General features: G+C 56.0%; 16 protein-coding genes and 1 pseudogene. 12 read left to right on the plus strand and 5 right to left on the minus strand.

Annotated elements, in window-relative coordinates; translation table 11 throughout:
- Window positions 1-7: 7 nt before the first annotated feature.
- The 3 genes and pseudogenes from selD (at window position 8) to CDH48_RS19655 (ending at window position 2,735) form a co-directional block, all read left to right on the plus strand.
- Entirely contained in the window at window positions 8-1,045 is a 1,038-nt protein-coding gene (selD, locus tag CDH48_RS00770) for a selenide, water dikinase SelD (protein WP_100686801.1), read from the plus strand.
- Between the two features lie 357 nt (window positions 1,046-1,402).
- A pseudogene (locus CDH48_RS19070) lies at window positions 1,403-1,495 on the plus strand (iron transporter); the annotation flags it as partial.
- A gap of 154 nt (window positions 1,496-1,649) precedes the next feature.
- Window positions 1,650-2,735: a methyl-accepting chemotaxis protein gene (locus CDH48_RS19655; RefSeq protein WP_318276702.1), complete on the plus strand. Its 1,086-nt coding sequence runs from the start codon at window positions 1,650-1,652 to the stop codon at window positions 2,733-2,735.
- Here CDH48_RS19655 and CDH48_RS00780 read toward each other — a convergent pair.
- Both CDH48_RS00780 and CDH48_RS00785 read right to left on the minus strand, forming a co-directional pair.
- Window positions 2,698-3,420, minus strand: a complete 723-nt coding sequence (locus CDH48_RS00780) for an MOSC domain-containing protein (RefSeq protein WP_100686803.1) — start codon at window positions 3,418-3,420, stop codon at window positions 2,698-2,700. The genes CDH48_RS19655 and CDH48_RS00780 overlap by 38 nt on opposite strands.
- 36 nt (window positions 3,421-3,456) lie before the next feature.
- Window positions 3,457-3,927, minus strand: a complete 471-nt coding sequence (locus tag CDH48_RS00785; protein WP_227520866.1) for a hypothetical protein — start codon at window positions 3,925-3,927, stop codon at window positions 3,457-3,459.
- 218 nt (window positions 3,928-4,145) lie between these two features.
- Between CDH48_RS00785 and CDH48_RS00790 the strand changes: the two genes are divergently transcribed.
- Window positions 4,146-4,448 (plus strand): hexameric tyrosine-coordinated heme protein, encoded by a 303-nt coding sequence (locus tag CDH48_RS00790; protein WP_100686804.1) that lies wholly within the window; start codon window positions 4,146-4,148, stop codon window positions 4,446-4,448.
- A 63-nt stretch (window positions 4,449-4,511) separates the two neighbouring features.
- Here CDH48_RS00790 and ubiT read toward each other — a convergent pair whose 3' ends face one another.
- The 3 genes from ubiT to CDH48_RS00805 form a co-directional block, all read right to left on the minus strand.
- A complete protein-coding gene (ubiT, locus tag CDH48_RS00795) occupies window positions 4,512-5,006 on the minus strand; it encodes a ubiquinone anaerobic biosynthesis accessory factor UbiT (protein ID WP_100686805.1) in 495 nt (164 codons plus the stop codon).
- Between the two features lie 70 nt (window positions 5,007-5,076).
- Complete coding sequence (gene narL, locus CDH48_RS00800; RefSeq protein ID WP_100686806.1) at window positions 5,077-5,748, minus strand: two-component system response regulator NarL; 672 nt, start codon at window positions 5,746-5,748, stop codon at window positions 5,077-5,079.
- 62 nt (window positions 5,749-5,810) lie between these two features.
- Window positions 5,811-7,670: a histidine kinase gene (locus CDH48_RS00805; protein ID WP_100686807.1), complete on the minus strand. Its 1,860-nt coding sequence runs from the start codon at window positions 7,668-7,670 to the stop codon at window positions 5,811-5,813.
- A 151-nt stretch (window positions 7,671-7,821) separates the two neighbouring features.
- On the opposite strand from CDH48_RS00805, the gene CDH48_RS00810 reads away from it, so the two are divergent.
- From CDH48_RS00810 to CDH48_RS00845, 8 genes are all read left to right on the plus strand, one after another.
- Entirely contained in the window at window positions 7,822-9,090 is a 1,269-nt protein-coding gene (locus tag CDH48_RS00810; RefSeq protein ID WP_100686808.1) for an MFS transporter, read from the plus strand.
- A 120-nt stretch (window positions 9,091-9,210) separates the two neighbouring features.
- Window positions 9,211-12,954, plus strand: coding sequence for a nitrate reductase subunit alpha (locus CDH48_RS00815; RefSeq protein WP_100686809.1), 3,744 nt, complete (start codon window positions 9,211-9,213; stop codon window positions 12,952-12,954).
- Entirely contained in the window at window positions 12,951-14,525 is a 1,575-nt protein-coding gene (gene narH / locus CDH48_RS00820) for a nitrate reductase subunit beta (RefSeq protein WP_100686810.1), read from the plus strand. The genes CDH48_RS00815 and narH overlap by 4 nt, the downstream gene beginning before the upstream one ends.
- A gap of 10 nt (window positions 14,526-14,535) precedes the next feature.
- Window positions 14,536-15,288 carry a nitrate reductase molybdenum cofactor assembly chaperone gene (gene narJ, locus CDH48_RS00825; protein WP_100686811.1) on the plus strand — a complete coding sequence of 251 codons (753 nt, stop codon included), beginning with the start codon at window positions 14,536-14,538 and terminating at the stop codon, window positions 15,286-15,288.
- Window positions 15,289-15,311: 23 nt separating this feature from the next.
- Window positions 15,312-15,989 carry a respiratory nitrate reductase subunit gamma gene (gene narI, locus CDH48_RS00830; protein ID WP_100687181.1) on the plus strand — a complete coding sequence of 226 codons (678 nt, stop codon included), beginning with the start codon at window positions 15,312-15,314 and terminating at the stop codon, window positions 15,987-15,989.
- A 237-nt stretch (window positions 15,990-16,226) separates the two neighbouring features.
- Window positions 16,227-17,033 (plus strand): peptidylprolyl isomerase, encoded by an 807-nt coding sequence (locus CDH48_RS00835; protein WP_100686812.1) that lies wholly within the window; start codon window positions 16,227-16,229, stop codon window positions 17,031-17,033.
- Between the two features lie 172 nt (window positions 17,034-17,205).
- Window positions 17,206-17,955 (plus strand): Crp/Fnr family transcriptional regulator, encoded by a 750-nt coding sequence (locus CDH48_RS00840; protein WP_100686813.1) that lies wholly within the window; start codon window positions 17,206-17,208, stop codon window positions 17,953-17,955.
- A gap of 57 nt (window positions 17,956-18,012) precedes the next feature.
- A complete protein-coding gene (locus tag CDH48_RS00845; protein ID WP_100686814.1) occupies window positions 18,013-18,399 on the plus strand; it encodes a putative zinc-binding protein in 387 nt (128 codons plus the stop codon).
- Window positions 18,400-18,425 lie beyond the last annotated feature (26 nt).

An 18,425-nucleotide genomic window follows, 5' to 3' on the forward strand; every position in this document is an offset into this window, starting at 1 on the left:
TGAACGTTTGACTGTCAGATTAACCGAACTCAGCCACGGGGCGGGCTGTGGCTGCAAGATTGCCCCGGATATACTGGAACGGATACTCCACACCGGGGTCCCGGAGCGGCGGGATGCGCGTTTGCTGGTGGGCAATGAGAGCCGTGATGACGCAGCGGTTGCGGATATCGGCAATGGCACCGGGATTATCAGCACCACGGATTTTTTTATGCCGGTGGTGGATGATCCCTACGATTTTGGCCGCATTGCTGCTGCCAATGCCATCAGTGACGTTTACGCCATGGGCGGGCGCCCGATCATGGCCATTGCCATTCTGGGGTGGCCAGTGGCCACATTGGCGCCCGAGATCGCGGGGCGGGTGATCGACGGTGGTCGTGCTGTCTGTGCCGAGGCGGGCATTACGCTGGCAGGTGGCCATAGCATTGACTCGCCGGAACCCATCTTCGGGCTGGCGGTGACCGGACAGGTGGCCACAAACCGCATCATTCGCAACAACACAGCCAAAGCAGGAGATTTGCTGTACCTCACCAAGCCGCTGGGTGTGGGCATACTGACCAGTGCTTTGAAGAAACGGCGGATCAGGCCCGACGATCTGGCCCTGGCCGTTGACACCATGGCAGCCTTGAACAAAGCTGGCGAGGTGTTTGCGGAGCTGGCCGGCGTGCATGCGATGACCGATGTCACGGGTTTCGGGCTTGCTGGACACTTGCTGGAGATTTGCCGTGGCAGTCATCTGTCTGCCCGTATTAATCGCAACAGCGTACCGGTACTGCCAAATGTGCAGGGCTACATTGAAGCGGGCTGCGTCCCTGGAGGCACCCATCGCAATGCTGCTGCCTTTGCTGGGGAGATCGCAGGCATGGGTGATGCAGATACTCTGATATTCTGCGACCCCCAAACCAGTGGTGGTCTTCTTGTTGCTGTCGATCCGGCGGAGTCAGAGGCTTTTGAAGATCTTGCCAAAGAGCTGGGTTTGAGGCTCGCACCGATAGGCCAGTTGCATCCATCCGACTCTTTTGAGCAGTCCATACTGATTTCAGACTGACCATTACACACAATAATTGCGTCCTAATAGGATGTTGAAATAATAATCGTGGTAAGAATTATTACCATTTGTTGGCGATTGGCATAGCATAGTGTTGGTTCATCAAGAGTCGCACTATGCATCCGATTCCCATCACAGATATTACAGAACTCTCTTCCCCCGGCCAGTTTGTGAGTGCAACAGGTCCATCTTCTGTGCGGGCGACTGTTCTGGATGATGGACGGGTTCTGCCCAATGGGCGCTGCATCGGAGTTCGCTAACCGGCATGGTCTGAAAAGACAAACGCCCGCCTGAGTGCGGTACAGCTAGCCCCACAAAAATGGAAGTCTGGCCTAACAGTGTTCTTATCGTTATCAGGATAAAGAAACGGGCGTAGGCAAGTGGTGGGCTCCGTTTGATTTGGAGTGGGAGTTTTTCTTTGCTGGAACTGGTAAGAAAGGCGGTTATTGATCTATCTATAATCTGGCATCACTCATTGGAATCGACCTTTGGTGTTTTGAGATGCGCTCATCTGTCTAGAGTATCGTTATATTTTCGTACACTATTCAGCTTTAAAGATTCATATAATAGTAATCTTTAAGGCTGGTGGAGTTGCAGGATGTTTTTGGGGCGGTATAAAAAACAGATTGAAGTGCTTGAGCAACAGTTGTATGCGGCTAAGGAGAACGAGAAAAAGCTCAGCCAGGACAAGCATCTTCTCGAGGTGCGGCTCGAGTCGGAAACCAAAGCGCTGCAAGAAGCCGCGGTTCAGCAAGAGCTTGGTCGTCGATTAATGTCAGGGCTTGTGCAATTTGGAAACTCTTTAAGTGAACTCAAAGGATCTTTTGGCGAGCTATCACTGCTTTTGGGCTCACGTCGCAATGAAGCACTGAAAACCCGGGATGAATCAGGCCAGGTAAAAGATCAAATGGTGTCTCTCGTGCAAAGGTTAGGTGGCGCACGTGCGAGCGCCCACAGCTCGGCTCAGGAAATGGAATCTCTGGAAGCCGAAACCGGAAGTATTACATCTCTGGTCGATGTAATAGATGGCGTTTCGGATCAAACCTCGTTGCTGGCGTTGAACGCCAGTATTGAGGCGGCACGTGCTGGCGAGCATGGGCGCGGTTTCAGTGTGGTGGCAACAGAGGTTAGAAGTCTTGCATTTCGGGCAGGTGAGGCCACCAAAGAAATTGAAGGCGCCATTGCCCGCATCCGGGCGCAAACTCAAACTGTTGCTGGAGCCAGTCGCAGCAATAGCGAGGAAATGAAAAACCTGGCCTCAGAGGCAGAGAACGCCCGCGACCGGTTGCTCGTATTGATTGATCTGGCCAGCACCTCCTCGGAAGCGCTGGGTAATGCGGCATTACTGTCTGAAATCGAACTCGCCAACCTTGAAGAGCTGGAAATTAAACTAACTGTGTATCAAATTCTGGCAGGGCTTTCCGATAAAACGGCAGACAGCTTGCCTAGCGAAACCGAATGCCGTCTCGGACAGTGGTATTACGAGGGTGACGGAAAAAAACAGTATGCTGGCCAGCTGAACTTCCGGGCTATAGAAGAGCCCCACCGACTGGTGCATATTTACGCAAAGGAAGCTGTGCGAGCACACAGTGAAGGTCGCCCAGATGATTCCCTGAAGGCTCTGGAGTTAATGGAAGCCAACAATCTGGATGTTATGGGCCGGTTGCGTCATCTTGTTTCTGTGGGCTAGAGCCAAATAGCCGCCCCTCCCAGTTTTCGACTTGTTGCGTTGCAAGACGCTGTTTTGCGATGTTTCGAAGGTTTGGGGAGAGCTGTACCAGCCCCACCATGCCCGCAAGCGCAGCAGGCTCCAGTGTTATGTCATACAAAATTGCCAATATTCGGCTCAAGGGCCATTCCGGATTAGGTCGTTGCTCAAGGGTTAGAATGTCCCCGCGGTGAACGATCCCTGGCTGCAACACCCGGTAATACCACCCGGTTCTGAGGCTGCTTTGCAGGCGCCGGGACATGTCCGGTATGCCAAAGCGCAGGTTCAGGCGCCAGCAGGGCTGGCGAGGCTGGGATACCTGAACAATCGCCTCGCCAAGTTTGAAAATATCACCGACACACACATCGGTTTCGGTAAGCCCTTCAGTCACCAGATTTTCACCAAAAGCACCTGGCTGACAACGCCCGGCCGCAGGTTCGGGTAGTGCCTTCCTCAGCTGCTCATAATGGTCTGAGGCAAAGTGGTGCAGGGCTTTTTCCGGCCCGCCATGGTGAGTTTTGTCACCTTGCTGGTCGTCGCTCAGGCCATTGGCGTTCAGGTAGGCGGAGTCAACTTGCTGTTTGTAGATGCCCGTAAGCGTGCCGGTATCAGCAAACCTTGTGAGACTGCCGACTCTGAGTTGCCTGATCACAACGCCTTTTGCCATTTGAATTCTCCAAAGCCTCCTGAACCGGAACCGCCGTCACCAGATTGCCATCATGGCACCGGTTCCCAGAATCAGCGAGCCGCCTACTTCAGCTACAATAAGAGCCACCATAAAGCCATGAACCATCCAGGAGGGCAGTGTACTGGCGCCCAACTTGTATGGCTTGCGCAGCTGGTTGCTGGTATCCCGCAGAAAACCGTGGACGATATAGGTGCCAATGGCCAGGGCAAAAAAGCCCAGTGCACACACGGCACCCAGGGTGTTCAGCCAGTCCGGGTGCACGCTGTGGCTGGCAAGCCAGCCCAATAGCACGGCCGCAAAGCTATACATCAGTGAGCTGCGATGGGCAATGTCCACGTACCGGGGCGCTGCCGCTTTCGGGCTGCGGGCCATGCACCAGTATTTCCAGATGCCTGTTAACAGCCCCGTCATGAAAAAAACAAAGGCGGCGGTAAGGCAGAGTTTTTCAGCCAGTGTCATCACTTCGGTTGCTTCCACTTTGTGCACTCAAATAGTTTGCAAGCCTGTGTGTATGCCATTTGTACAGTTTCCCGAACCCCGAGCCCTACTTTGGGAGGAGCAAGATAAAGCATAAAGATGCATTGAAAATATCATTATCTTGATCCTTAATGAATAGACTCCCGGGCAGAGGGTCTGCATTGCAGGAGAGCAAGGACCTTCTGCCGGGAGATGTTACCTGATGAACCTTTACGGAGACCATAACAATGAACAAGGTACTGATATTACTCGCTGTTTTTGCCCTTACTTTGCCTTTGGCGGCCCACGCTGAAAAAAATACAGGTTCAGACGTCTGGCTACCCACTCTGGTAACTGAAACGCCCCAGGAAGGTTTTGCGCTGGCTATTAAGCTTGCACGAATGGGAGTGAAAAGTACGCAGTCCGATAAAGAGGTTCTGTTCCGCGAGCGTGAAAAATATTCACAGGACGCGGATTCTCTGATCCATGCCTCTGAGGTGATCGCTGCATATTTTCAAACCGTTGCGGCTGCAAATAATTACTGGAAATAATCGGGAGGGTGGCGGCTGTCGTGGCCGCCACGCTTGTCAGGAACCCGGCGCTGCTGTGCCCCGTCAGAAGAAAAATAATTGACGGATACTGAAATCCCACTCCAGGCTATCCAGCAGATTTTTAAGCGCAAGCCCCAGTTCGGTATCTCCTTCAATCACCAGGCGGCGCTGGAAAAACAGCTGGTCAGGGTCCTGCTTTCGCTCAGACAGGGTTTTGAAGGCAGAGAGAGAACCCCGGATAGTGGCCTCGCCGGGGCCTTCCAGAACTCTCAGCCGACCGGCCCAGAAGCCGAAGGTGATGCCGGGCTGGCCGCCATTGACTTCGAGGCGAATGCGGCGGCCCTCGAAATCATCAAAGTCGCCATCGGCAATGGCTTCAGCAAAGATCCGGTTCAGGGGGGCTTCTGCGATGAGCTGTTTTACCGGAACCGGAATAGAGCGATCAATGGCCCCCAGTAATGGCACCGGGGAGGGCAGGTACTCTGAGAGCAGTGCCAGGGAATCGCTTACCAGGGGGTTGGCGGATGGTAGCAGGGCGGCAGGCAGAGACAGGGCCATAGTCAACTCCGGGCAGTGAATTCAGACCGCCCAGAATAACCCGAATCGGATCTGCCTGATTTGATATAGCTCAGCCCTTGTGCAGGCCTTCTTCCACAGCCCATACAGCTACCTCTACCCGGGAGCGCAGGCTGAGCTTTTTCAGCAGGTGTTTTACGTGCACTTTCACGGTGCCGTCGCTGATATCCAGCTTGCGACCGATCATCTTGTTGGACAGCCCTTCGGCAATCAGTCGCAGAATATCCTTTTCTCGCGGTGTCAGGCTGTCGAAATCCGGGCGCGAAGTCTGTTGCGGCTTGTTGGCGCGCAGAGCTTCAGCCAGCAAGGTCGTCAGGCGGTCACTGATGACCATCTTGCCCACGGCGGCCTGGTGCAACTGGGCGATCATATCTTCTGGCTCCATGTCCTTCAGAAGGTAGCCGTCGGCCCCGGCACGCAAGGCGGCGACGACGTCATCCTCCTGGTCAGACACCGTAAACATCACGATGCGGGAACCTATATTCAGTTCACGCAGTTTTTTCAGGGCGTCAATGCCGTTGATTTCCGGCATGTTGAGATCCATCAGAATGAGATCAGGTTCGATTTCGGTTGCCAGGCGAATGCCGTCTGTGGCGTTGCTGGCCTCGCCCGCCACCACCATGTCGTCTTCCATTTCAACAAGTTGTTTTATACCTTGGCGCAGCAGGGGGTGGTCGTCGATCAGCAATATGCTTGCAGGTGTATCCGACGGTGTATCAGGCATGGTACTTCGCTTCCTCTTTCTTGATTACCCAGCGGCAGGATGGTCTTGCCGTTATCAGGTGGTCAGGTATTTGTTGTTTCGGTAGGGATCAGATGCCGGCTTTTGGGAACGAACTTCAGAATCACTTCAACACCGCCTTTATCGCGGTCCCTTACCGCAACCTGGCCGCCCAGCGTGCGGGCACGATCCTGCATGATAATCAGGCCGTAATGGTTGACCGGCTGCCCGCCGTCTGGCAAACCCTTGCCATTATCCCGTATTCGGGCGGTTACCTGTGGTGACTCAAACACCACATCTACAAATATTTCGGTGGCATCCGCATGTTTAACAGCGTTGGCCAGGCCCTCCCGCACAATCTGCAGCGTATGAATTTCTTCATTGGCCGACAGGGTCTGGGGCGGCAGGTTGTAATTTAACCCAACGGGTTTGCCCAGGCGCACTGAAAACTCTTCGATCGTTTTCCGCAGCGCCGTGGCCAGATCCGGTGTATCCAGCTTCAGGCGGAAGGTGGCAAGAAGCTCTCGCAGCTGCCGGTAGGCGCTGTTCAGCCCGGTACTCAGTTCTTCCAGAATAGCGTCATGGGCGCTCTTCTGGTCACCTTCTATTTTAAGCCGGCGCAGGCGGGCAACCTGCATTTTCAGATACGACAGCGACTGGGCCAGAGAGTCATGCAGTTCCCGGGCGATCACCGTGCGCTCTTCCACCAGCGTCAGTTGTTGCTCTTCGGTAATCTGCCGTTCGAGGAAAATGGCCGTGGCTAACTGGTCGCTGAGTGTCTCCAGGAGACGCCGGGATGTGTCCGAAAGGCCTTTTTCTGCAGGGTACCACACTTCCAGAGTGCCCAGGAGCTTGCCGGGAGTGCGGATGGGCAGCAACAGCCTGCGACCGTCATGTGTTTCTATCGGCAGCTCGTCAAAAACTTCCGGTGTTACCAGGCAGGCATTGCAAAGGTGATCGCGGCAATAAAAAGGCCGTTCTGCTGATGCCGTTGTAACCGCCTGGACTGGCTCGGAGGATTCCTTGTCGTGCAGGTACAGTTGAATCGGCCCGATTCCCAGCAGCTCTTCCAGTTCCTGCAGCATGGGAACAGCGCCACTGCACAGGTCGTGGTTTGCGAACAGGCTGCGGCTGGAGGCATGGAGCAGCTGAAGGGCGGCATGACTCTTCTCCAGTTCTTCGGTTTTGCGGCGTGCCCGCTCTTCGAGTTCGTAGTAGGTGAGTGCCAGTTCACTGCTCATCTGATCAAATGCACTCCCCAGTTGCGCCAGTTCGTCGCTACCCCTGAGGCTTGCCTTGCGGGAAAAATCCTGCTCCCCAACGGCTTTTGCAATATCCACCAGTTTACGTAATGGCTTTAATACCCGGTTTCGCAAATCAACAAAGAGGGCGATGATAATCAGTATGGCAAACACCAGACTGATTATCTGGATCAGGTGCAAAAGCCCGATTCGCGCTTCGGTTCGCCGTTCAAGCATGCTCACGAGCTGGTTTACCGAAGCTACGTAGCGTTCGGTCGTCTCAAGCATTTGCGTACTGATCGACGCGTCTTGCGGGTGATTCTCAAGGGCGGGGCGCAGGGTTTGTTCCCAATAGGTTTCGATGGCCCGGTATTGTTCTGCCAGGGGGTGATCCTGCGCGGCGGGAATCGCCCGGGTAATGTTGCTGTCCCTGAGGCGGAGCTCGTATGCGGCAGTGAGATTCCGGATATTGTTCTCGCCAGCCTGGTTTTCCCCTGGGCTGGCTGCGTGCGACAGTAACCTGAACGCGCCCATGCGCAGGGCGCCTGCCAGGTTAATTGCGGTGGCGTTACCCTCAATACTTTTCGATACCGCCAGTGTTGTCGCCATGCTGACAATGGAGGTCAGCACAACGGCACAGACTACGATGGCAATCCGGTTAACAAGGGGGCTTCTGGATTTCATGGAGTCTCGTCTTCAGTCGCCGGGCTCGAATACCTCCTTGAGGTTAGTCAATTACCCCAATGGTTGGTATCCCATCATAGTCTTTGACCCGTGTCAGGGCAAAAGCTGAAACTGAAAGTCAGTAAAAAATTGTTCATAAAGGCGTTGGCAAATGGGGTCAGAAGCGGATCAGGAGGATGAACGGCTCTCATCACTTGCCGTGATTCTACCGCTCGCAGTAACCGGATTTGTTATCGCAGCGGGCTGCTGGACCCTGTTCGCAGTCGCCGGTATACACCTTCGTGCGGAGTTAAGTCTCAGTAACCTCCAGTTCGGATTGCTGCTCGCCATGCCCATGGCCGTCAGTGCGCTGCTGGCGGTTCCGGCCGGGCTCGCAGCACGGAAATTTGGTGCCCGTCGCATTATGCTTGTGTGCCTGGCCGGGCTCGCTGTGTGCATGGTGATTCTGCTGACGACCGACACCTTCCCCGGTTACCTTCTTGCCGCCGGCGGGCTTGGGCTGGCCGGCGGTTTTTACAGCGCGGGCCTGCAGTTTGTAACCAGTAACTGCGAGCGTCACCGGCTTGGCCTTGTACTTGGTGTGTTTGGTGCGGGCGTAACCGGTGCCGGATTCAACTACTACCTTGTGCCCCTGTTTCATGAAGCGTTCTCCTGGCATGGGGTACCGCTCGCCTATCTGATTGTACTGTTGCTGGTGCTTGCGCTCCTGTTGCTCCTTACCGACCCGGAAGATGTGCTTGCGGATCCGGAAACCGAAACCTCCATCCGGATACTGTTCGGTCGCTTCAGGCTGCAGCGCATCTGGCAATTGAGCGCCTATTTTGGTGTCGTTGCAGGGAGCTTTTTCGCCCTGGCTCTCTGGCTTCCGGACTATCTCTCCTCGCAGTTCGATCTGCAGGTAGAAACCGGCGCCAGGCTGGCGCAGTGGTTTGTTATCCCGGGTGCGCTGGCTCAGGTTCTGGGAGGCTGGCTGTCCGATCGCTATGGCAGCCCGAGAGTCATCGGCCGGGCACTTCTCGTTGGTCTGTTTGCTCTGCTGGTTTTGTCCTATCCGCCCATGACTCTTTTTATACGAGGCGTCGACATGATTATCAGGGTTGAATTTGCGCTACCCATGAAGGTTGAAGGTGTTTGTGTGGTGGTGCTGGGGGTGGCCCTGGGCTGTGCCATGGGGAGCCTGCAGAGAATGGTTATTATTAAAAGCCGGCAGGATGCGGCGTTTGTTGCCGGCTTGTTGCTGGTAAGTGCCTGTTCTGTCGCCTTTCTTTTGCCTGTTTTGTTCGGCGCTGTGAACCACTGGTTAGGTGTTCGCAGCGCCGTTTTCATGATCCTGTTTCTGCTGCTTTTTGTCTGCCAGGTCATATTTGCCCGCTCCAGTCGCCGTCACGAGCGCGCGAACCTCCTCCATCCGGAGATATGAAGCTTATACCCCGTCAGTGGTAGGTGCGGGTTATGTGGTAGTAACCACGCAGATTTCAGGTTTGTTCTGCCACACAATGGTCTTAAATCGGAAAAACGATCCGGCAGACGGAGAGAGACCATGAGTCATTTGATAGACAAGCTGAGCTACTTCAGCAAAAAGCGCGAGCCCTTCGCGAACGGCCACGGCGAAACCCACGAAGTCAGTCGCGACTGGGAAAACAGCTACCGCCAGCGCTGGCAGCACGACAAGATCGTGCGTTCCACCCACGGCGTCAACTGCACCGGTTCCTGCAGCTGGAAAATCTACGTCAAGAACGGCCTGGTCACCTGGGAAACCCAGCAAACCGACTACCCCCGTACCCGTCCCGATCTGCCCAACCACGAGCCCCGTGGCTGCCCCCGTGGCGCAAGCTATTCCTGGTACATGTACAGTGCCAACCGCCTGAAGTATCCGTTGATGCGCAAGCACCTGATGAAGCTGTGGCGTGCCGCCCGTGTGCAGTTCAACGACCCGGTTGAGGCCTGGGCATCCATTGTGGAAGATCCCAAGAAAACTGCCGAGTACAAGCCCCGTCGTGGTATGGGCGGATTTGTGCGTTCTACCTGGGATGAAGTGAATGAGCTGATTGGTGCGTCTAACGTTTATACCGCCAAAAAGCACGGCCCGGACCGCATCATCGGTTTCTCGCCGATCCCTGCAATGTCCATGATTTCCTACGCCGCAGGCAGCCGCTACCTGTCGCTGATTGGTGGCGTGTGCCTGAGCTTCTACGACTGGTACTGTGACTTGCCGCCGGCATCCCCGCAAACCTGGGGTGAGCAGACCGACGTTCCCGAATCTGCTGACTGGTACAACTCCGGCTATATTATTGCCTGGGGCTCCAACGTGCCGCAGACCCGGACCCCGGACGCCCACTTCTTCACCGAAGTACGTTACAAGGGCACCAAAACGGTTGCCATTACCCCGGATTACGCAGAAGTTTCCAAGCTTTCTGACGAGTGGATGAATCCCAAGCAGGGCACCGATGCCGCTCTGGGCATGGCCATGGGCCACGTGATTCTTAAAGAGTTCCACGTCGACAAGCCCAGCGAGTATTTCACCGATTACGTGCGCCGCTACACCGACATGCCCTACCTGGTCATGCTGGAAGAAAAGGATGACGGCAGCTTCGTGCCGGGTCGTTTCCTGCGCGCCAGCGATCTGGTAGACGGCCTGGGTGAAGAGAACAACCCCGAGTGGAAAACCGTCGCCATTGATGAAGCCTCTGGCGAGCTGACTGCGCCCAATGGCTCCATTGGCTACCGCTGGGGGGAGAAGGGCAAATGGAACCTGAAGCAGACCGCCAAGGGCTCTGATGTCAACCTGCAGTTGTCCATGGTCGAGAAGCACGACGAAGTTGTCGATGTTGCCTTCCCGTACTTTGGCGGTATTGAGCATGACCATTTTCAGCACGTGGAAGTCAAGGACATCCTCAAGCACAAGCTGGGCAGCCGCAAGGTGCAGCTGGCGGATGGCACAGAAGGTCGTGTGGTGACGGTGTTTGATCTGATGGTGGCCAACTACGGCATCAGCCGTGGCCTGGGCGAGGACGATGGCGCGACTTCCTATGACGAAGTCAAGCCCTACACTCCGGCCTGGCAGGAAAAGATTACCGGCGTTCCCGCCGAGAAAGCCATTCGAATTGCCCGTGAGTTTGCCGATAACGCCGACAAGACCAAGGGTCGCTCCATGGTCATCGTTGGTGCCGGTATGAACCACTGGTACCACATGGACATGAACTATCGCGGCCTGATCAACATGCTCATTATGTGTGGGTGCATTGGCCAGAGCGGCGGTGGTTGGTCCCACTACGTTGGCCAGGAAAAACTGCGCCCGCAGACCGGCTGGCAGCCGCTGGCCTTTGGTCTGGACTGGCAGCGGCCACCGCGTCAGATGAACGGCTCGTCGTTCTTCTATGCGCACTCTGGTCAATGGCGCTATGAGAAACTGGGTGTGGACGAAATCCTGTCGCCGCTGGCGGACAAGTCCAGATTCGGTGGCAGCCTGATCGACTATAACGTGCGTGCCGAGCGCATGGGCTGGTTGCCGTCGGCGCCGCAGCTGAACCGAAACCCGCTGGGTATTGCCGCGGAGGCAGAAAAGGCCGGTATGGAAGTATCGGACTATGTGGCACAGTCCATGAAAGATGGTTCCCTGGCGTTTGCCAGCGAGGATCCGGAAGCGCCGGAAAACCACCCGCGCAATCTGTTTATCTGGCGTTCAAACCTGCTCGGTTCCTCGGGTAAGGGCCATGAGTACATGCTCAAGTATCTGCTGGGCACCAGAAGCGGTTTGCAGGGCAAGGATCTGGGCCACGAAGGCGGCGCCAAGCCCAAGGAAGTGAAATGGCGCGACGAAGCCCCGGAAGGCAAGCTCGACCTGCTGGTGACCCTGGACTTCCGTATGTCCACCACTTGCCTGTACTCCGACATCGTTCTGCCGACGGCCACCTGGTATGAGAAGAACGATCTGAATACCTCAGACATGCACCCGTTCATTCACCCGCTCACCGCCGCCACAGATCCGGCATGGGAAGCGCGCAGTGACTGGGAAATTTACAAGGGTATCGCCAAGTCGTTCTCGAAAGCCGCAGAAGGTCATCTGGGCGTCGAGAAGGATGTGGTCACTCTGCCACTGCTGCACGATGCTCCGGCAGAGCTGGGTCAGCCCTTTGATGTAAAGGACTGGAAGCGTGGTGAATGTGAGCTGATTCCGGGCAAGACCGCGCCCAACTTTATCACTGTTGAGCGGGATTATCCGAACACCTACGCCCGCTTCACCTCCCTTGGGCCTCTGATGGACAAGCTGGGTAACGGTGGTAAGGGCATTAACTGGAACACCGAGAAAGAAGTGAAGTTCCTGGGCGACCTGAACTACAAGCATATCGACGGTGCCAACGCCGGTCGGCCGAAGATCGAAAGTGCCATTGATGCCGCAGAAGTGATTCTGACCCTGGCACCCGAAACCAACGGCCAGGTTGCCGTAAAGGCCTGGCAGGCGCTTTCCGACATCACCGGTCTGGATCACACGCACCTGGCGAAGAACAAGGAAGAGGAAAAAATCCGCTTCCGGGACATAGTGGCACAGCCGCGCAAGATCATTTCCAGCCCCACCTGGTCTGGCCTGGAGGACGAGCATGTGTCCTATAACGCCGGGTACACCAACGTGCACGAACTGATTCCCTGGCGCACCCTCACCGGGCGCCAGCAGTTCTACCTGGACCACGAGTGGATGCGGGCCTTTGGCGAAAGTCTGCTGGTTTACCGGCCACCCATCAACACCAAGACGGTCAGCAGCATGCTGAACCAGCGCAGCAACGGTAATCCGGAGAAAGCGCTGAACTGGATTACCCCGCACCAGAAGTGGGGCATCCACAGCACCTACAGCGACAACCTGCTGATGCTGACCCTGTCCCGCGGTGGCCCGATTGTGTGGCTGAGCGAAGACGACGCCAAGGAAATGGAAATCGAGGACAACGACTGGATTGAACTTTTCAACGCTAACGGTGCTATTGCAGCCAGGGCGGTTGTGAGCCAGCGGGTTATGCCGGGCATGGTCATGATGTATCACGCCCAGGAGCGGATCGTGAATATACCGGGCTCCGAGATTACAGGTACCCGGGGCGGTATTCACAACTCCGTTACCCGCGTGTGCCCGAAACCGACCCATATGATCGGCGGCTACGCGCAATTCTCATACGGTTTCAACTACTACGGAACCGTAGGCTCCAACCGCGATGAGTTTGTTGTGGTGCGTAAAATGAAGAACATTGACTGGCTTGACGGCGAAGGCAACGACACTGTCCAGGAGGCTGTAAAATGAAAATCCGTTCCCAAGTAGGCATGGTGCTGAACCTGGACAAGTGCATCGGTTGCCATACCTGTTCAGTGACCTGTAAAAACGTATGGACCAGCCGTGAAGGCATGGAGTACGCCTGGTTCAATAACGTCGAGACCAAGCCCGGTATCGGTTACCCGAAAGAGTGGGAAAACCAGGACAAATGGAAAGGCGGCTGGATGCGGGATGCCAGCGGTAAGATCCGCCCACGCATTGGCGGTCGTTTCCGGGTACTGGCGAATATTTTCGCCAACCCGGATCTGCCGGAAATCGACGACTACTACGAGCCGTTTGATTTCGATTATCAGCATCTGCACACCGCAGGTGACAGCAAGCACCAGCCCATCGCACGGCCACGCTCGCTGATCTCCGGCCAGCGCATGCAGAAAATCGAGTGGGGCCCGAACTGGGAAGAAATCCTGGGCACCGAGTTTGCCAAACGTCGCAAGGATAAAAACTTCGACCAGGTGCAGGCGGATATCTACGGCCAGTTTGAAAACACCTTCATGATGTATCTGCCACGCCTGTGTGAGCACTGCCTGAACCCGACGTGTGTCGCCAGCTGCCCGAGTGGCGCTATCTACAAGCGTGAAGAAGACGGCATTGTACTCATCGACCAGGACAAGTGTCGCGGATGGCGCATGTGCGTCTCCGGCTGCCCGTACAAGAAGATCTACTTCAACTGGAAAACCGGCAAGTCCGAAAAGTGCATCTTCTGCTACCCGCGCATTGAAGCCGGTATGCCGACTGTGTGTTCCGAGACCTGTGTAGGGCGTATCCGCTACCTGGGTGTGCTGCTTTACGATGCGGATCGCATTGAGGAAGTAGCCAGTGCCCCGGGCGAGCATGAGCTTTACGAAAAGCAGCTGGAAATCTTCCTTGACCCGAACGATCCGAAGGTGATCGAGCAGGCGAAGAAAGATGGCGTACCCATGAACGTTATTGCCGCGGCCCAGCGCAGCCCCGTCTACAAAATGGCGGTGGACTGGAAACTGGCCCTGCCTCTGCACCCGGAGTATCGCACCCTGCCGATGGTCTGGTACGTGCCGCCCCTGAGCCCGATCCAGTCTGCAGCAGAGGCCGGCAAGGTTGAGTTCGACGGCATACTGCCGAAGATCGAAAGCCTGCGCATTCCGGTCAAGTACCTGGCCAACATGTTGACCGCAGGAGATGAGAAGCCGATCGTGCGTGCCCTCAAGCGCATCATGGCCATGCGCCTGTACAAGCGCGCAGAAACCGTTGAAGGCGTTGAAGACCTGCGGGCACTGGAAGAAGCCGGCCTGACAAAGGCTCAGGCCGACGAAATGTATCGCTACCTGGCCATTGCTGACTATGAGGATCGCTTTGTGATTCCCACCAGTCACCGCGAGCTGGCGAAGGAAGCCTTCCCGGACGCAACTGCCCACGGTGAGCGCAACGGGTGTGGTTTCAGTTTCGGCGACGGCTGCAACGGCGACAGCAAGTTCAACATGTTCGGCGGCCGCAAACAGACCACCACCATGGTGCAGAAGCTGACCACGGTAAAGCAGGTCGATCCGAAACAGTTGCAGGATTAAGGGGGCCACTATGAAGCTATTAAAAGTACTGGCAAGAATTCTGGAGTACCCGACGGCGGAACTTCAGGCCTCCAAAGATGCCCTGGTTGCCGCTGTTCTGGAGGACGGCCGGCTGCCACGGAAAAACAAGGAGCAGTTGCTCCAGTGTATTGACCGCCTGTGTGACGGAGACTTGCTGGATCTTGAAGAGGCCTATACCGGCACCTTCGACAAAGGCCGGGCCACCTCGTTACTGTTGTTTGAGCACGTACACGGTGAATCCCGTGATCGCGGCCAGGCAATGGTTGATCTGATGGAGCAGTATCGCGCCAACGGGCTGGAAATCGACGCCAGGGAGCTACCGGACTACCTGCCGCTGTTTCTGGAGTATCTGTCGACCCGCCCCTGGGACGAGATCCGGAACTGGCTGGAAGATATCCACCACATTCTGGGCCTGTTGGGCGAGCGGTTGTACCAGCGCGAAAGTCTCTACCACGTAGTCATGGATTCGTTGCTGGAGTTGTCTGGTCGCAAAACCGATCGACAGGAGCTGGCACAGCTTGTGGCTTCGGAGGAGCGCGACGATACACCGGAAGCACTGGACAAGGTCTGGGAAGAAGAAATGGTGAAGTTTGTGGATGATCAGGGCAGCTCCTGCAGTACCGGCGGCGTTGTTGGCCAGCGCCGCCGCGAACTGGAACAGACCCAGACCATTCACCTCAGTGATCATCTGATGACGGATGTAACGCCCGCTCAGGCGCGTGCCGCCGCGAGAGACGCCTGACGGCGCAGGAGGAGACCAAGATGATGTCTTATCTGAACACACTGATTTTCGGGATTTACCCGTACATCGCCCTGGTAGTGCTGTTTCTTGGCACCTGGGCACGATACGACCAGGCGCAGTTCACCTGGAAAGCTCACTCCAGCCAGATGTTGCGCAAGAAAAACATGGTAATGGCCAGCGTGCTGTTCCATGTGGGCATTCTGGTGATCTTCTTTGGCCACCTGGTTGGCCTGTTGACACCGCATTTCGTGTACGAACCTTTCATGAGTGCCGGTACCAAGCAGGTGATGGCGATTGTGGTTGGTGGTATCGCCGGGGTGATGTGCCTGGTGGGCGGCGCCATGCTGGCGTATCGCCGGCTGACAGATCCAAGAATCCAGGCCAGCAGTACCTTTGCCGATAATATGGTGATCGTTATCCTGGTGGTCCAGGTAGCACTGGGTCTGCTGACCATTCTGCCAACGCTGGGCCATCTGGACGGCGGCACCATGTTGATGCTGGCAGGCTGGGCACAGAGCATTTTCACCTTCCAGGGCGGGGCAGCCGAATACATGGTGGGTGTGCACTGGATCTACAAGCTCCATATATTCCTGGGCCTGACAATCTTTGTGCTCTTCCCGTTCACCCGGCTGGTGCACATGCTGAGTGTTCCGCTGGAGTATTTCGGACGGAAGTACCAGGTGGTTAGGAAGCGGGCGTAAGGGTAAGAGATAGTGAAAGGCCCGCCCCCTCTCCCCCGGCCCCTCTCCCGCGAGGGGAGAGGGGAGCTAAAGCCTCCAAGCTTGCAGGATCGTTCCCAAACTTTCAGGGTCGTTCCCAAGCCTACGGACTTGCTCCCAGGCCAGAGAGCAGGGCAGTAAAAGCCCCTCTCCCCTCGCGGGAGAGGGGCTGGGGAGAGGGGGTGCAGCCCCACTGAAAAGCATCTACGGAGACCAACCATGCAACTGATCCCCACCGGCGAGCCGGAAAAGCCAAGAAACCATTTCCCACCCGTGTATGTGGGTGAAACCCTGATATCCGAAGAAGATATCGCCCGGGAAATGCAGCACCACCCGGCGGAAGAAGTGGCCGAAGCCTGGCATGAAGCCGCCAAAAGCCTGGTTATCCGTGAGCTTCTGCTGCAACAGGCGAAAACCCTGAAGCTGCCGGAAGAGCTGGACGAAGAGGCTGCCATTGCCCGTGTCCTCGAGCTGGAACTTGATGTACCGGAGCCCAGTGATGCGGATTGCGAGCGATTCTACGCCGCCAACCCCGGCCGCTTCCGTAGCCCGACGCTCATGGCCGTAAGCCACATTCTGCTGGCCGCTGCGCCGGATGATGTGCAGGAGCGTATGCGCCAGGAAGAGGTTGGCCAGCAGTTGCTGTCGTCCCTGCTTGAAGGCCGCGCCCAGTTTTCAGCACTGGCCAAACAGTATTCCGCCTGTGAATCCCGCCATCAGAATGGCAGCCTGGGCCAGATCAGCAAGGGGCAAACGGTTGAAGAGTTTGAGCGCCCGGTTCTTGCGCTCAATGAAGGTCTCAATCCCGAGTTGATTGAAAGCCGCTACGGCTGGCACATTGTGCGTGTGGACCAGCGTATTGATGGCGAACAGTTACCATACGAGCACGTGAAGCCGAAAATCCGCCAATACCTGAGTGAGAGCGTTACCCGGCGTGCGTTCCGTCAGTACCTGCAGGTGCTGGCTGCGGAAACAGGTGTTGAAGGCGTGGACCTTGAGCTGCCTGATTCGCCACTCATGCAGTGACGCGTTTACGCGTTGCGCTATCAAAGTAGGTAGCAATGTGAAATATTGCGTTAAGTCAAATTATCCTAAGTAACCGGGATAATACCCCCATGGAGGGAGCGATTTTTCGGGAGCATCGTCTTATCATCTAAAAGATGATTTTGAATGCATGATATGAAAGAGGATACTACCCATGGTGGCGATGCAATCTGCGGAAACCCGCTACGCCAAACCGGTTCTTGTGGCAGCCAGTCCGTTGACGGACGATGACAGCGGGTTGGCGCCATTGCGCCGCCATGCTCTGTTCAATACCTTCAGTGAAGCGGATATGCAGACCCTCATTCTGCAGTCTCGTCGTCTTCGCCTCGGGCATCATCAGTTGCTTTACCGGCAGGATATGCCCGCTCATCACTTCTTCTTTGTCATGTCGGGGCGGTTGCGCCTGTACCGGCTGGACTCCTCCGGCATTGACCGGACGCTTGACAGTATTGCGCCCGGCGATGTTTTTGCCGAGGTCATGATCTATGCGGATCCTGCCCGCTACGCCTGCTACGCGGAAGCATTGAAATCCAGTGAAGTGATGATGATCCCGGTCAAGGCCTATCAGGACCTGCTCGACCGTAACTCTGCGTACGCCCATGCAGCACTTCGCCACTACGCCATGCGCGCTGTGTCCCGGTTCCATGATCTTGAGATCATGACTGTCCAGAATGCCCGTGATCGCCTGATCCGTTACCTGATTGACCTGCTGCCAAACGGTGCCGCAGAGGGTGGCGAGGTTGAGCTGCCGTTGCCCAAGTGCCTGGTTGCCTCCAGGCTTGCAATGCAACCGGAAACCTTTTCCCGGATTCTGGCCGATCTCAAGTCCAACGGACTGGTGCGGGTTAACCGTAGCAAACTGTTCATTTCCGATCCCAAGCGATTGATCGAAATCAGCCAGTAAGCTGGTTGATTTCGATCAATCAACATTCAAGCCTTCAGGCTCCATGCAGGAGGATTAGTGAAAGCAAGAAAACAGCGCCCCCTGATTTATTCCTGTTCCGGCTGCTCCGATGTGGCGCAGCTTGCAAACAATGCGGCGATAAAACTGGATCACACCGGCGAATTTGAAATGTCCTGCATTTCCGGTGTTGGCGGCAAGATACCTTCTCTTGTAAAAACTGCGCGTTCCGGGCGCTCTGTCACGGTGATAGATGGCTGCCCCCTGCATTGTGCGCGGGCATGTCTGGAAAATATTGGCGTAGAAGCCGATGAACATGTGCGTCTGTACGAGTTTGGCTTTAAAAAGCACTACGGTCAGAGTTATGGTGATGACGCTGTGGATGAAGTCTGCCAAGAAATTCTCCGGCGCCGGGACGCTCAGGTTCTGATTGTCCGCCAGGCGTAACCAATACCTGCAAGTTACTACCAAGG

This window comes from Marinobacter aromaticivorans (genome assembly GCF_002806975.1).
GTDB classification, from domain to species: domain Bacteria; phylum Pseudomonadota; class Gammaproteobacteria; order Pseudomonadales; family Oleiphilaceae; genus Marinobacter; species Marinobacter aromaticivorans.